The sequence below is a fragment of the Streptomyces flaveolus genome (assembly GCF_014648815.1).
Taxonomy (GTDB): Bacteria; Actinomycetota; Actinomycetes; order Streptomycetales; family Streptomycetaceae; genus Streptomyces; species Streptomyces flaveolus.
In genome coordinates, this window is the sequence record NZ_BMRV01000009.1 from 140,746 (window position 1) to 155,462 (window position 14,717).

The window sequence follows — 14,717 nt, forward strand, 5'->3', positions numbered from 1 at the left end:
GGCGTGCCCTAGGCCGCCGCCTTCGCCGCCCGCAGCGTCTCGACCAGCCGCTCCGGTTCCCGGGTCGACAGGTACAGGTACGGAGTCGGGTCCTCGGGGTCCGTGACGTCGATCCGCACGGCCGTCGGGATGTAGGCGCGCAGCAGCAGGAAGGCGCGGGTGTCGGCCTTGTGGGTGCGCCAGGCGCGGGCCTCCTCCGCGTCGAGGATCTCCGCCTCGCCCAGGGCCGCCAGCGGCACCTTGGCCTCGCCCGCGATCAGCGAGTCCCCCACGATCCGGATGCGGACGGCGCCGTACGAACTCGCCACGACCGCCGCTGCCGCCGTACCGCCCGCCAGACCGCCCAGCATCGGCAGCGTGCCGAAGGGCAGCAGGATCAGGGCGAACGAGAGGCCCACCAGGAAGGAGATCAGCCACCAGGAGCGGGGCGCGGTGAGACGTTCTTCGTACGAGGGGGCGGAGAGCTGCATGAAGCAAGCTTGGCACGGTATCGGTGATCGGCCGACGCGCGGGTAAGGTCTGCGCCTGTGAGTGGTACTTCCCCGGCTCTTCAGCCCCCCGCCGACGCCGTGAAACCCGTACGGCACCCCGACGCGCCCGCCCCCGGCGAACTGCTCGGCGCGCACTACGGCCAGTGCTTCGGCTGCGGCGGCGACCAGCCGCACGGACTGCACCTCCAGGCGCGGGCCGGTGAAGGCGTGACGATCACCGCCGAGTTCACCGTGCAGCCCGCCCACCAGGGCGCTCCCGGTCTGGCCCACGGCGGTGTGCTGACCGCCGCCCTCGACGAGGCCATCGGCTCGCTGAACTGGCTGCTGCGGACCATCGCGGTGACCGGCCGGCTGGAGACCGACTTCCTGCGGCCCGTGCCCGTGGACACGACGTTGCACCTGGAGGCCGAGGTGACCGCGGTGGCCGGCCGGAAGATCTACTCCACCGCCACCGGCCGGATCGGCGGCCCCGACGGTCCCGTCGCCGTCCGCGCCGACGCGGTGTTCATCGAGGTCAAGATCGACCACTTCGTCGACCACGGCCGCGAGCAGGAGATCCGCGCCGCCATGGACGACCCGGACCAGCTCCGCCGGGCCCGCGCCTTCGAGGTGAACCCGTGAGCCGCGAGCCCCTGGACGTCCAGATCCGCCTCGTCGACCCGGACGTGCCGCTTCCGGCATACGCGCAGCCCGGCGACGCGGGAGCCGACCTGCGCACCACCGTGGACTGCGAACTGGCGCCCGGGGAAAGGGCCGTTCTGCCCACCGGGGTGTCTGTGGCGCTCCCCGAGGGGTACGCGGCCTTCGTGCACCCGCGTTCAGGCCTGGCAGCCCGCTTCGGTGTCGCCCTCGTGAATGCCCCGGGGACGATTGATGCCGGGTACCGTGGGGAGATCAAGGTGATCGTGGTGAATCTCGACCCGCGCGAGAGTGTGCGGTTCGAGCGCTTCGACCGGATCGCCCAACTGGTCGTCCAGCAGGTTGAGAGGGTCCGCTTCCGTCCGGTCGCGGAACTTCCCGGCTCGGCTCGGGCCGAGGGGGGCTTCGGGTCCACCGGCGGCCACGCCGGCACGGACCGTGCAAGCGGCACAAGCGGTCAGGTCGCCGAAGGCGGCCCGACGGGTGGGAATCGATACGCTTCGGTCGTATCCGACCGGGAAGGACAGTGACGTGTTCGGACGTCGCAAGAAGAGGGATGCCGCCGAGGGCGCGGCCGGCGAGGCCGAGCAGGTCGTCGACAGCGTCGACACCGAGGCGGACGAAGGGCGCGAGCGCGTGCGGCTCGAACCCGAACCGCGGCCCGACGGGCCCTGGGACAGCACCGAGGTGAGCGACCCGGGCGAGGGCCGCGTGGACCTGGGCGGCCTGTTCGTACCCGGCGTCGACGGCATGGAACTGCGCGTGGAGGTCGCGGGCGACGCGATCGTCGCCGCGACGGTCGTGCTGCGCGACAGCGCCATCCAGCTCCAGGGCTTCGCCGCGCCCAAGCGCGAGGGCATCTGGGGCGAGGTGCGCGAGGAGATCGGCTCCGGCATCACCCAGCAGGGTGGCATCGTCGACGAGGTCGAGGGTCCGCTGGGCTGGGAGCTGCGGGCCCAGGTGCCGGTGCAGCTGCCGGACGGCACGAGCGGCTTCCAGGTCGTGCGGTTCGTCGGTGTGGACGGCCCCCGCTGGTTCCTGCGCGGAGTGATCTCCGGCCAGGGCGCCGTGCAGCCGCAGGCCGCCGGTCTGCTCGAGCAGATCTTCCGGGACACGGTCGTGGTCCGCGGCGACGGCCCGATGGCCCCCCGCGACCCCATCGTCCTCAAGCTGCCGAACGACGCCCAGATGGTCCCCGAGGGCGTCCAGCAGGAGGAGGGCTCCCGCTTCTCCGGCGGCATGGGCCAGCTCCAGCGCGGACCGGAGATCACCGAGGTCCGGTAAAGACTCCGTACGGTTTTCCGTACCCGCACGACGAGGGCCGCGACCCGCACGGGACGCGGCCCTTCACCATGTCCGGGGCCGCGCCGCCGGACCGGTTGAACGCCGGGGGGTCCGCTGGCGATACTGGCGCCCGGTTCCCGGCGGGGGAGGACACATGAACCAGGTGGTCACCGAGACCATGGTGCGCGTCGAGGACGTGCACAAGTCGTACGGCCACGGCACCGCCGCCGTCCACGCCCTGCGCGGCGTCTCCTTCGAGGTGCCGCGCGGCGAACTGGTCGCCCTCAAGGGGCGGTCCGGCTCCGGCAAGACCACGCTGCTCAACATCGTCGGCGGTCTCGACACACCGGACGCCGGGCGCGTCGCCGTCGACGGCCGCGATCTCGCCGAACTCGACGAGGACGGGCTGCTGGCGCTGCGCCGGGACCGCGTCGGCTTCGTCTTCCAGTCCTTCGGGCTCATCCCGATCCTCACCGCGGCCGAGAACGTGGGCGTGCCGATGCGGCTGCGCCGGACCGCGCCGCGCGAGCGCGACGAGCGCGTCGGCCTGCTGCTCTCCCTGGTCGGCCTCGCCGACCACGCCGCCCAGCGGCCCGGCGAGATGTCCGGCGGCCAGCAGCAGCGGGTCGCCATCGCCCGTGCCCTCGCCAACAACCCCGCGCTGCTGATCGCCGACGAGCCCACCGGCCAGCTCGACGCCGAGACCGGTCACGCCGTGATGGAGCTGCTGAGGGCCGTGGTGCGCAGCGAGCGGGTGACCGCGCTGGTCGCCACCCACGACGCCACGCTGCTCGACCTCGCCGACCGGGTGCTGGAGCTGCGGGACGGGGAGATCGTCGAGCAGTGACGCCGCGGGCGTCAGAGTTCCGTCAAGGACGACCGGCATCCCGCTCCCGACCCCATGTGGCGCGATTGTTGGCCGTAAGGTCGACGCTGCGCAGTCAGCAGTGACCGGAAGACAATGAGGCCATGGGACGCGGCAAGCTTCGGATCTACCTCGGCGCGGCGCCGGGCGTCGGCAAGACGTACGCGATGCTCTCCGAGGCCCACCGGCGCGTGGAGCGGGGCACCGACTGCGTGGTGGCCTTCGTGGAGCACCACGGCAGATCCCGCACCGAGGTGCTGCTGCACGGTCTGGAGTACGTGCCGCGCAGACAGCTGGAGCACCGCGGCGCGCTCTTCACGGAGCTGGACCTGGACGCGGTCCTCGCCCGCGCCCCCCGGGTGGCCCTGGTGGACGAGCTCGCCCACACCAACGTCCCCGGCACGCGCAACGCCAAGCGGTGGCAGGACGTCGAGGAGCTGCTGGCCGCCGGGATCGACGTGATCTCCACCGTGAACATCCAGCACCTGGAGTCGCTCGGCGACGTCGTCGAGTCGATCACGGGCGTACGGCAGCAGGAGACCGTGCCGGACGAGACGGTGCGGCGCGCGGACCAGATCGAACTGGTGGACATGTCGCCGCAGGCACTGCGCCGGCGCATGGCGCACGGCAACATCTACCAGCCGGACAAGGTCGACGCGGCCCTGTCCAACTACTTCCGCCCCGGCAACCTCACCGCCCTGCGCGAACTCGCGCTGCTGTGGGTGGCCGACCGGGCCGACGAGTACCTCCAGCAGTACCGCAGTGAGCACCGGGTGTCGAAGATCTGGGGCTCCCGCGAGCGCATCGTGGTCGGCCTGACCGGCGGTCCCGAGGGCCGGACGCTGATACGGCGGGCCGCGCGCCTGGCGGAGAAGGGCGCCGGCGGTGAGGTGCTCGCCGCGTACATAGCCCGCAGCGACGGGCTGACCTCGGCCTCCCCGAAGGAGCTGGCGGTGCAGCGCACGCTGGTGGAGGATCTCGGCGGCACCTTCCACCACGTGCTCGGCGACGACATACCGGCCGCCCTGCTGGACTTCGCGCGCGGCGTCAACGCCACCCAGATCGTCCTCGGCTCCTCGCGCCGCAAGGCCTGGCAGTACGTCCTCGGACCCGGCGTCGGCGCCACGGTGGCCCGCGAGTCCGGCCCCGACCTGGACGTCCACATCGTCACCCACGAGGAGGCCGCCAAGGGCCGCGGGCTCCCGGTCGCCAGGGGCGCGCGCCTGGGGCGACTGCGGCTCGTGTGGGGCTGGCTCGCGGGGCTCGGCGGACCGGTGCTGCTCACCCTGTTCCTGAACTGGGTGCACCTCGGGCTCGCCAACGACGTCCTGCTCTACCTGGCGCTGACCGTCGCGGCGGCCCTGCTCGGCGGGCTGTACCCGGCGCTCGCGTCGGCCGCGGTCGGATCCCTGCTGCTGAACTGGTTCTTCACACCGCCGGTCAACCGGATCACCATCGCTGACCCCAGGAACATGCTTGCGCTCGCCGTATTCGTGGGCGTCGCGCTGTCCGTGGCCTCGGTCGTCGACGTCGCCGCCCGCCGCACCCACCAGGCCGCCCGGCTGCGCGCCGAGTCGGAGATCCTCTCCTTCCTGGCGGGCGACGTGCTGCGCGGCGAGACCAGCCTGGAGACCCTGCTGGAACGGGTCCGGGAGACCTTCGCCATGGAGTCCGCGGTCCTGCTGGAGCGGGAGAGCGACGTGGCGCCCTGGGTCTGCGCCGGCCGCGCCGGGGCGGGCCCGCCGGTGGAGCGCCCGGAGGACGCGGACGTGGACATGCCGGTGGGGGACCACATGGCGCTCGCGCTGACCGGCCGGGTCCTGCCCGCCGAGGACCGCCGGGTGCTGGCCGCCTTCGCCGCCCAGGCCGCCGTCGTCCTGGACCGGCGGCGGCTGCGCGAGGAGGCCGACCGGGCCCGCGCGCTGGCCGAGGGCAACCGCATCCGCACGGCCCTGCTGGCCGCCGTGAGCCACGACCTGCGGACGCCGCTGGCCGCCATCAAGGCGGCGGTCACGAGCCTGCGCTCCGACGACGTGGCGTGGTCCGAGGAGGATCAGGCCGAACTGCTGGCGGGCATCGAGGACGGCGCCGACCGCCTCGACCACCTCGTGGGCAACCTGCTCGACATGTCCCGCCTCCAGACCGGCACGGTCACACCGCTGATCCGCGAGATCGACGTCGACGAGGTGGTGCCGATGGCGCTCGGCGGGGTGCCCGAGGCGAGCGTCGAGCTGGACATCCCCGAGACGCTGCCCATGGTCGCGGTCGACGCGGGGCTCCTGGAGCGGGCGATGGCCAACCTGGTGGAGAACGCCGTCAAGTACAGCCCGGCCGGCCGGACCGTCCTGGTGGCCGGCAGCGCCCTCGCCGACCGTGTCGAGGTACGGGTCGTCGACCGGGGGCCGGGGGTGCCGGACGACGCCAAGGAGCGCATCTTCGAGCCCTTCCAGCGCCACGGCGACGCCCCGCGCGGAGCCGGTGTGGGCCTGGGCCTCGCCGTGGCCCGCGGCTTCGCCGAGGCGATGGGCGGCACCCTGAACGCCGAGGACACCCCCGGCGGGGGCCTCACCATGGTCCTCACCCTCCGGGCGGGAGCCCGGGGCACCGACACTCCCACCGCGACAGCAGAAAGTCAGGCTGCCTGATGCCGAGTTCGACGGGTGGCACCCCGCGGACCCCCACGAGGGTGCTCGTGATCGACGACGAGCCGCAGATCGTGCGTGCCCTCGTGATCAACCTCAAGGCGCGCCGCTACGAGGTCGACGCCGCCCACGACGGGGCCACCGCCCTGAGGACGGCCGCCGCCCGCCACCCCGACGTGGTGGTGCTGGACCTGGGCCTGCCCGACATGGACGGCGTCGAGGTAATCAGGGGCCTGCGCGGCTGGACCCGGGTACCGATCCTGGTGCTCTCCGCCCGCCACTCCTCCGACGAGAAGGTCGAGGCGCTGGACGCCGGCGCCGACGACTACGTCACCAAGCCGTTCGGCATGGACGAACTGCTGGCCCGGCTGCGTGCCGCCGTCCGCCGTGCCGAGCCCGTTCCGGGCGGCGAGGACGACGTGATCGTGGAGACCGACGCCTTCACCGTCGACCTGGCCGCGAAGAAGGTGAACCGGGACGGCAGGGACGTACGGCTGACGCCCACGGAGTGGCACCTGCTGGAAGTGCTGGTGCGCAACACCGGCCGTCTGGTCGCCCAGAAGCAGCTGTTGCAGGAGGTGTGGGGGCCGTCGTACGGGACGGAGACGAACTACCTGCGGGTCTACATGGCGCAGCTGCGCCGCAAGCTGGAGACGGACCCCGCGCATCCGCGGCACTTCATCACCGAGCCGGGCATGGGGTACCGCTTCGAGAGGTGAACGGGGGACCGAACCGGAGGTGCCCGTTCCAGGGCGGGGCCCGAGGGGGTGCGTGGCTGTCGGCCTGCCCCGGTACGCTTCAGGTATGAGTGCTGCTCCTCGTTCCGACAAGCCGGTGGGCCGGTTCCGGCGCATGTTCGACCGGCTCTCCTCTTCGCAGGAGGACCTGGAGTCGGAGGAGCTCCGGGAGGACGCCGACACCGCCGGCTGTACACGCATCGGTGACTGTCAGGACCGGCAGATCGTCACGGTTACTGGTACCTTGCGCACGGTCACCCTGCGTCCGCGCGCGGGCGTGCCCGCCCTGGAGGCCGAGCTCTTCGACGGCTCCGCGGCCTTGGACGTGGTGTGGCTGGGCAGACGCTCCATCGTGGGCATAGAGCCGGGGCGCAAGCTCATCGCATCGGGCCGGGTCTCCATGAGCCGGGGCCGCCGGGTGCTCTTCAACCCGAAATACGAACTGAGACCCCTCGGACGGGAGTAGCCGGTGACGTCGCTCGACAAGCCGACCGAAGACACGGAAGCGGACGACGCCCGGGCGGTGACGGAGGCCGCGCTGTTCGAGGCGTTCGGCGGCGTGCGGGGCATGGTCGAGACGGTGCTGCCGGGGCTTCTCTTCGTCACCATCTTCACGATCAACAACGACCTGCACCTGTCGGCGATCGCGGCGCTGGCCGTGTCGCTGGTGCTGGTCGTGGTCCGGCTGGTGATGAAGGACACCGTCAAGCACGCCTTCAGCGGCGTCTTCGGGGTCGCCTTCGGCGTGGTCTTCGCGATGATGACCGACAACGCCAAGAACTTCTATCTGCCCGGCATGCTCTACACGCTCGGCCTGGCCCTGGCGTACATCATCACGACGCTGGCCGGAGTGCCCCTGATCGGCCTGATCCTCGGCCCGGTCTTCAAGGAGAACCTCTCCTGGCGCACCCGCAACCCGGGCCGCAAGAAGGCGTACGCGAAGGCCAGCTACGCCTGGGGTCTGATCCTGCTCGCCAAGTGCGCGGTCCTCTTCCCCCTGTACTGGTGGGCGGACACCGAGCAGCTCGGCTGGGTCCTGGTCACCCTGAAGATCCCGCCCTTCCTGCTCGCCGTCTGGCTGACCTGGGTCTTCCTGGCGAAGGCGCCGGCCCCCATCGACGTCTTCGCGGAGATGGAGGCGGCGGAGAAGGCCGAGAAGGAGAAGGCGGGGCGCGAGGCGCCGGGCCGGGAGCACACGGCCGAGCTCGTCGGCGAGACCGCCGACTCCGGCTCCCTGCCGCATCCCGCGGACGGCGAGAGCGGCGCCGCCGACTCGCACGGCGGCAGGCACCGCAAGGCGTGACGGCATACGGCGGTGGGGGCGCCCGGAGAAATCCGGGCGCCCCCACCGCCGTATCGCGTGGCGGCCGTCAGGTCCCGGCGTCGCTCCGCCGCGCCGACAGCAGGTCCTCCAGCTGCTCCTCGCGGGCCTGCGCCGCGACGAACAGCAGCTCGTCACCCGCTTCCAGGGAGTCCTCCTGGGACGGCGTCAGCACCCGGGTGCCCCGGATGATCGTCACCAGGGACGTGTCCTGGGGCCACTCGACGTCGCCGACCTGGGTGCCGGCCAGGGCCGACTCCTCCGGCAGCGTCAGCTCCACGAGGTTGGCGTCGCCGTGGCTGAAGCGCAGCAGCCGGACCAGGTCGCCGACGCTCACCGCCTCCTCGACCAGGGCGGACATCAGGCGCGGGGTGGAAACGGCGACGTCCACGCCCCAGGACTCGTTGAAGAGCCACTCGTTCTTCGGGTTGTTCACCCGGGCGACGACACGCGGAACGCCGTACTCCGTCTTGGCCAGCAGGGACACGACCAGGTTGACCTTGTCATCGCCCGTCGCGGCGATGACGACGTTGCAGCGCTGGAGCGCCGCCTCGTCCAGGGACGTGATCTCGCACGCGTCGGCGAGCAGCCACTCCGCCATCGGAACGCGCTCGACCGAGATGGCGGTCGGCGCCTTATCGATGAGCAGGATCTCGTGGCCGTTCTCCAGCAGCTCGCCCGCGATCGAACGGCCGACCGCGCCGGCTCCGGCAATGGCGACCCTCATCAGTGACCGCCCTCCTCTTCGGGACCCTTGGCGAACGCCGCCTCGACCTTGTCGACCTCGTCGGTGCGCATCATCACGTGCACCAGGTCGCCCTCCTGCAGCACGGTCTGCGAGGAGGGCAGGATCGCCTCCCCGAGCCGGGTGACGAAGGCCACCCGCACGCCGGTCTCCTCCTGGAGCCGGCTGATCTTGTGACCGACCCAGGAGGCCGAGGTGTGCACCTCGGCGAGCTGGACGCCACCGGTGGGGTCGCGCCACAGCGGCTCGGCGCCCGAGGGGAGCAGCCGGCGCAGCATCTGGTCGGCCGTCCAGCGGACGGTGGCGACCGTGGGGATGCCGAGGCGCTGGTAGACCTCGGCGCGGCGGGGGTCGTAGATGCGGGCGGCGACGTTCTCCACGCCGAACATCTCGCGGGCCACGCGGGCGGCGATGATGTTCGAGTTGTCACCGCTGGAGACGGCGGCGAAGGCGCCGGCCTCCTCGATGCCCGCCTCGCGCAGGGTGTCCTGGTCGAAGCCGACACCGGTGACCCTGCGGCCGCCGAACGAGGAGCCCAGACGGCGGAAGCTGGTGGGGTCCTGGTCGATCACGGCGACCGTGTGCCCCTGCTGCTCCAGGGTCTGGGCGAGAGCGGAACCCACACGCCCGCAGCCCATGATGACAATATGCATCGCGTCACACCGCGCTTCCTACGGGCACTGCCACCTTAGTGGATGTCGTGCTCATGTCTCTCTTTCGGCTCGCCTGGCGACATGGAGCGGCCAGTCTGCGGGCCGCAGGGGAACATCATGCCGGTGACCACCGTGGTGACGCCCCCAGGGGCCCGTGGAGCCGCGGTCCCCCCGCCCCCTGCCCAACGTATCGGCAAGCCGGTGGGGTCCGCACGAGCCGTTCATCCCTCGGCGGACGACCCCCGGCGGCCGATGCTGCGGATGCTGGCAAGAGTCAGGATTCCGAGGCCGACGAGCGTGACGGCGCCGCCGACGAGCTCTGCGCTCAGATGCATGGAACCTCCAGGGAGGACAACGGCCAGGAATCACGCGGTGTTTGTCATATAGGCATGACGGCCCCGCACCCTGCGGAATCCGCAGCCGCGGCACCCCCCGAATTCACCCGTAGAGCAGACGGCGGACGGATCGGGGGTGGCGGGTGGGCGGGCGCCCGTTCGAACGCTTACGATCCTCTGTTGTGTCCAAACTGACCGACGTGCCCAAGCGGATTCTGATCGGGCGCGCACTGCGCAGCGACCGGCTGGGGGAAACGCTCCTGCCGAAGCGCATCGCCCTTCCCGTCTTCGCCTCCGACCCGCTGTCCTCCGTGGCCTATGCCCCCGGCGAGGTGCTGCTGGTCCTGTCCATCGCGGGCGTGTCGGCGTACCACTTCAGCCCCTGGATCGCCGTCGCGGTCGTCGTGCTGATGTTCACCGTGGTCGCCTCCTACCGGCAGAACGTGCACGCCTACCCGAGCGGCGGCGGCGACTACGAGGTCGCGACCACCAACCTCGGGCCGAAGGCCGGCCTCACGGTGGCGAGCGCGCTGCTGGTCGACTACGTCCTGACCGTCGCCGTGTCCATCTCCTCCGGCATCGAGAACCTCGGCTCCGCGATCCCGTTCGTCGTCGAGCACAAGGTCTTCTGCGCGGTCGCGGTGATCGTGCTGCTGACGCTGATGAACCTGCGCGGCGTGAAGGAGTCGGGCAAGCTGTTCGCGATCCCGACGTACGTCTTCGTCGGGGGCGTCTTCATCATGATCGCGTGGGGCGCGTTCCGGGGGCTGGTGCTCGGGGACAGCATGCGCGCGCCCACCGCGGACTACGAGATCAAACCGGAGCACCAGGGCCTGGCGGGCTTCGCGCTGGTCTTCCTGCTGCTGCGGGCCTTCTCCTCCGGCTGTGCCGCGCTGACCGGTGTCGAGGCCATCTCCAACGGCGTCCCCGCCTTCCGCAAGCCCAAGTCGAAGAACGCCGGCACGACGCTCGCGATGATGGGCCTGCTCGCCGTCACCATGTTCTGCGGCATCATCGCGCTGGCCGCCACCACCAAGGTCCGGATGTCGGAGAACCCGGCCACCGACCTCTTTCACAACGGCATCCCGCTCGGCGCGGACTACGTCCAGCACCCGGTGATCTCCCAGGTCGCCGAGGCCGTGTTCGGCGAGGGCAGCTTCCTGTTCATCGTCCTGGCCGCGGCCACCGCGCTGGTCCTCTTCCTCGCCGCGAACACCGCGTACAACGGCTTCCCGCTGCTCGGCTCGATCCTCGCCCAGGACCGCTATCTGCCGCGTCAGCTGCACACCCGCGGCGACCGGCTCGCCTTCTCCAACGGCATCCTGCTCCTGGCCGGCGCGGCCGTGCTCCTCGTCGTCATCTACGGCGCCGACTCCACCCGCCTGATCCAGCTCTACATCGTCGGCGTGTTCGTCTCCTTCACGCTCAGCCAGATCGGCATGGTCCGGCACTGGAACCGCCACCTGGCCACGGAGAAGGAACAGGCCAAGCGGCGTCACATGATCCGCTCGCGGGCCATCAACGCCTTCGGTGCCTTCTTCACCGGACTGGTGCTGGTCGTCGTCCTCGCCACCAAGTTCACGCACGGCGCCTGGGTCGCCCTGCTCGGCATGTGCATCTTCTTCGCGACGATGACGGCGATCCGCAAGCACTACGACCGCGTCGCCGAGGAGATCGCGGCCCCCGAGGACCCCACGGAGCCCCCGAGCGACGACCTGGTGCGGCCCTCCCGGGTCCACTCCGTCGTCCTGATCTCCAAGATCCACCGCCCCACCCTGCGCGCCCTCGCCTACGCCAAGCTGCTGCGCTCGGACTCCCTGGAGGCGCTCAGCGTCAACGTCGACCCGGCGGAGACGAAGGCGCTGCGCGACGAGTGGGAGCGGCGCGGCATCGACGTACCGCTGAAGGTGCTGGACTCGCCCTACCGAGAGATCACCCGGCCGGTCATCGAGTACGTCAAGAGCCTGCGCAAGGAGTCGCCGCGCGACGCGGTCTCCGTGATCATCCCCGAGTACGTGGTCGGCCACTGGTACGAGCACCTGCTGCACAACCAGAGCGCACTGCGCCTCAAGGGCCGGCTCCTGTTCACCCCCGGGGTCATGGTCACCTCCGTCCCGTACCAGCTGGAGTCCTCCGAGGCGGCCAAGCGGCGGGCCCGCAAGCGGCAGGACTGGAACGCGCCCGGCGCGGTCCGGCGGGGTCCGGCGCAGCACGACCGGTCGAAGGAGTCCTCGCAGTCCACGTAGACTGGACGGCTGTTGTCCTCTGACGTCGTCCGTCGTCCCGTTCTCTGGAGTCACCCCGCCATGCAGGCAGAACCGAAGAAGTCGCAGGCGGAGTCCCCGGCGGTCTCGCTGGTGGGGGAGGAGTACGAGGTCGAGATCGGCCCCGTCGCCCACGGGGGCCACTGCATCGCCCGCACCTCCGAGGGGCAGGTGCTGTTCGTGCGGCACGCGCTGCCCGGTGAGCGGGTCGTGGCCCGGGTGACCGAGGGCGCGGAGGGCGCACGCTTCCTGCGCGCGGACGCCGTCGACATCCTGGACGCCTCCAAGGACCGCGTCGAGGCACCCTGCCCCTTCGCCGGTCCCGGCCGCTGCGGCGGCTGCGACTGGCAGCACGCCAAGCCGGGTGCCCAGCGCCGGCTCAAGGGCGAGGTCGTCGCCGAGCAGCTGGCGCGCCTCGCGGGCCTCACCCCCGAGGAGGCGGGCTGGGACGGCACGGTGATGCCGGCCGAGGGCGACAAGGTGCCCGCCGGGCAGGTCCCGTCCTGGCGCACGCGCGTGCAGTACGCCGTGGACGACGAGGGCCGTGCGGGCCTGCGCAAGCACCGCTCGCACGAGGTGCAGCCGATCGACCACTGCATGATCGCCGCCGAGGGCGTCAGCGAACTGGGCATCGAGCAGCGTGACTGGACGGGCATGGCCTCGGTGGACGCGATCGCCGCGACGGGATCGCAGGACCGCATGGTCATCCTGGAGCCGCGTCCCGGCGCCCGCCTCCCGCTCGTCGAACTGGACAAGCCCGTCTCCGTCATGCGGGTCGGGGAGAAGGACGGCGGCGTCCACCGCGTCCACGGCCGCGCCTTCGTCCGCGAGCGCGCCGACGGCCGCACCTACCGGGTCGGCAGCGGCGGTTTCTGGCAGGTGCACCCGAAGGCCGCCGACACGCTGGTCACGGCGGTCATGCAGGGCCTGCTGCCCCGCAAGGGCGAGATGGCCCTCGACCTGTACTGCGGGGTCGGCCTCTTCGCGGGCGCCCTCGCCGACCGCCTCGGCGACGAGGGCGCGGTCCTCGGCATCGAGTCGGGCAAGCGCGCCGTGGAGGACGCGCGGCACAACCTCGCCGGCTTCGACCGCGTCCGCATCGAGCAGGGCAAGGTCGAGGCGGTCCTGCCGCGCACGGGAATCAGCGAGGTCGACCTGATCGTCCTGGACCCGCCGCGCGCGGGTGCGGGACGCAAGACGGTGCAGCACCTGTCGTCGCTGGGCGCGCGGAGGATCGCGTACGTGGCCTGCGATCCCGCTGCGCTGGCCCGGGACCTGGGGTACTTCCGGGACGGGGGGTACCGGGTGCGGACACTGCGGGTGTTCGACCTGTTCCCTATGACGCATCATGTGGAGTGCGTGGCGATCCTCGAACCTGCGGGCAAGGGTGCCTGACCTGCCGTTCTGTTGCTCTGGTGGGTTGAGGAACGCGCTGCATCAGGATGACGTCTCAGATGTCTCTTCGGGGATTCCTGACGCTCGGACGACGCTCATAATGGCGTCTCTACCGCGCCTTCACGTCACCTTCACGTCAGCGGTGCGAGTGACTGCTTGGTTCCGTGCGCGCGGAGCTGAAAGCACCGTTGATACCGGCCCGGTATCATGGCCGTATGGCGATGACACTCCGACTCCCCGACGACCTTGACGCGAAGCTCACCGAGCGGGCTCGTCGGGAGGGTCGCAGTAAGCAGGAGCTCGCCATCGAGGCCATCCGTGACGCCCAGAACCGGGCCGAGCTGAAGGTCGAGGACGTCCTGGTCGAGCTTATGGACAGTGATGCGGAGATCCTGGACTACCTGAAGTGACCGCAGTCCGCTACACCCAGATCGACGAAATCCTGGCCATCGCCCGCACGGTCAACGGTACCGAGCACAGCGTGCGTGACATGGGTCTCCTGGTGTCGGCGATCGAGCGGCCCCGGACGAACGTGTTCGGGGCCGAGCTGTATCCCACGCTGCACGAGAAGGCTGCGGCACTGCTGCACTCCGTCGCCCGCAACCATGCGCTGATCGACGGCAACAAGCGCACCGCCTGGCTGGCCATGCGCGTCTTCCTGCGGTTCAACGGCGTCAGTGCCAGTACCGCCCCGCCGCCCGTTTCCGTTGCCGGCCCGTTCGTCGAGGAAGTCGCGCAGGACAACGTCGATGTACCGGCGATCGCCAAGCGCCTCGCGACCTGGTTCCCCGTTTCCTGACGTTCGACGAGGCAAGGGCGCCTCATGTGGAGTACGAGGCGATTCTGGAGCTTACTGCAAAAGGGATCTGACCTGCGGTTTTCGTGGGTTGTTCGGGCGTAGCCGGGCGTGCTCGACCCTGCGTTCCAATCCCGGAAGGGAAGACGGGCGAGTGTTGCCCCGGTCTTCACAGGGTCCGCGCAGGGCGGCCCCAACACTCATGGGACGTTCGCTTTGATAGGGCATCAGCTCATGCATGAGGTCGGTATGCGGTCCGTGCGTCGAATTGCACGAATCGCGGTAATGGGGGGCCACATCAGGAAGGTGACCGGCGGTCCGGTGTCGACAGGGGTGGTGGAGTGCGGCGGTACGAGCAGCCCACGCACCGGGCTGTGTCTGTTGCGCATCGTGGACCCGACCATGGGTGACTACGACTGCCAGCGGGTGGCCGTTGCTGTCCACGGGGTGGTGGATCTTTCTCGTCAGGCCGCTACGGGATTGGCCTATTGCGTGGCTGGCTGGCTCGCCCCTGGTGGTAGGAGCTTTACTGCTGCGGCAGGTGGCGGCG

Annotated in this window: 15 protein-coding genes; 12 read left to right on the forward strand and 3 right to left on the reverse strand. The window is 70.9% G+C overall.

The features are described from left to right. Positions 1–8 precede the first annotated feature (8 nt). Complete coding sequence (locus IEZ05_RS21725; protein ID WP_189231862.1) at positions 9–470, reverse strand: DUF3093 domain-containing protein; 462 nt, start codon at positions 468–470, stop codon at positions 9–11. A gap of 57 nt (positions 471–527) precedes the next feature. Here IEZ05_RS21725 and IEZ05_RS21730 point away from each other — a divergent pair, with 57 nt between their 5' ends. From IEZ05_RS21730 to IEZ05_RS21765, 8 genes are all read left to right on the forward strand, one after another. Continuing rightward, entirely contained in the window at positions 528–1,112 is a 585-nt protein-coding gene (locus tag IEZ05_RS21730) for a PaaI family thioesterase (RefSeq protein WP_189231863.1), read from the forward strand. Further along, a complete protein-coding gene (gene dut, locus IEZ05_RS21735; protein ID WP_189231864.1) occupies positions 1,109–1,660 on the forward strand; it encodes a dUTP diphosphatase in 552 nt (183 codons plus the stop codon). The genes IEZ05_RS21730 and dut overlap by 4 nt, the downstream gene beginning before the upstream one ends. Before the next feature lies 1 nt (position 1,661). Next, positions 1,662–2,414, forward strand: coding sequence for a DUF3710 domain-containing protein (locus IEZ05_RS21740; protein WP_189231865.1), 753 nt, complete (start codon positions 1,662–1,664; stop codon positions 2,412–2,414). Between the two features lie 154 nt (positions 2,415–2,568). Next, the gene (locus IEZ05_RS21745; protein ID WP_189231866.1) at positions 2,569–3,261 is read left to right on the forward strand and encodes an ABC transporter ATP-binding protein; all 693 of its coding nucleotides are present in this window, start codon (positions 2,569–2,571) and stop codon (positions 3,259–3,261) included. A gap of 122 nt (positions 3,262–3,383) precedes the next feature. Then, positions 3,384–5,924, forward strand: a complete 2,541-nt coding sequence (locus tag IEZ05_RS21750) for a sensor histidine kinase (protein WP_189231867.1) — start codon at positions 3,384–3,386, stop codon at positions 5,922–5,924. Next, a complete protein-coding gene (locus tag IEZ05_RS21755) occupies positions 5,924–6,640 on the forward strand; it encodes a response regulator (RefSeq protein WP_189231868.1) in 717 nt (238 codons plus the stop codon). The genes IEZ05_RS21750 and IEZ05_RS21755 overlap by 1 nt, the downstream gene beginning before the upstream one ends. An 85-nt stretch (positions 6,641–6,725) precedes the next feature. Next, entirely contained in the window at positions 6,726–7,124 is a 399-nt protein-coding gene (locus IEZ05_RS21760; RefSeq protein ID WP_189231869.1) for an OB-fold nucleic acid binding domain-containing protein, read from the forward strand. A gap of 3 nt (positions 7,125–7,127) precedes the next feature. Further along, positions 7,128–7,961 carry a DUF3159 domain-containing protein gene (locus IEZ05_RS21765; RefSeq protein ID WP_189231870.1) on the forward strand — a complete coding sequence of 278 codons (834 nt, stop codon included), beginning with the start codon at positions 7,128–7,130 and terminating at the stop codon, positions 7,959–7,961. Positions 7,962–8,028: 67 nt separating this feature from the next. Here IEZ05_RS21765 and IEZ05_RS21770 read toward each other — a convergent pair whose 3' ends face one another. Next, positions 8,029–8,706 (reverse strand): potassium channel family protein, encoded by a 678-nt coding sequence (locus tag IEZ05_RS21770; RefSeq protein WP_189231871.1) that lies wholly within the window; start codon positions 8,704–8,706, stop codon positions 8,029–8,031. Beyond that, positions 8,706–9,377, reverse strand: a complete 672-nt coding sequence (locus IEZ05_RS21775) for a potassium channel family protein (RefSeq protein WP_189231872.1) — start codon at positions 9,375–9,377, stop codon at positions 8,706–8,708. Before IEZ05_RS21775 ends, IEZ05_RS21770 begins: the two co-directional genes overlap by 1 nt. 517 nt (positions 9,378–9,894) lie before the next feature. On the opposite strand from IEZ05_RS21775, the gene IEZ05_RS21780 reads away from it, so the two are divergent. The 4 genes from IEZ05_RS21780 (at position 9,895) to IEZ05_RS21795 (ending at position 14,170) form a co-directional block, all read left to right on the forward strand. After that, the gene (locus IEZ05_RS21780) at positions 9,895–11,958 is read left to right on the forward strand and encodes an APC family permease (RefSeq protein WP_189231873.1); all 2,064 of its coding nucleotides are present in this window, start codon (positions 9,895–9,897) and stop codon (positions 11,956–11,958) included. A 60-nt stretch (positions 11,959–12,018) separates the two neighbouring features. After that, on the forward strand, positions 12,019–13,371 hold the full coding sequence (locus tag IEZ05_RS21785) for a class I SAM-dependent RNA methyltransferase (RefSeq protein ID WP_189231874.1): 1,353 nt from the start codon (positions 12,019–12,021) through the stop codon (positions 13,369–13,371). Positions 13,372–13,586: 215 nt separating this feature from the next. Further along, on the forward strand, positions 13,587–13,781 hold the full coding sequence (locus IEZ05_RS21790) for a ribbon-helix-helix protein, CopG family (RefSeq protein WP_189231875.1): 195 nt from the start codon (positions 13,587–13,589) through the stop codon (positions 13,779–13,781). Continuing rightward, entirely contained in the window at positions 13,778–14,170 is a 393-nt protein-coding gene (locus tag IEZ05_RS21795; protein ID WP_189231876.1) for a type II toxin-antitoxin system death-on-curing family toxin, read from the forward strand. Before IEZ05_RS21790 ends, IEZ05_RS21795 begins: the two co-directional genes overlap by 4 nt. Positions 14,171–14,717 lie beyond the last annotated feature (547 nt).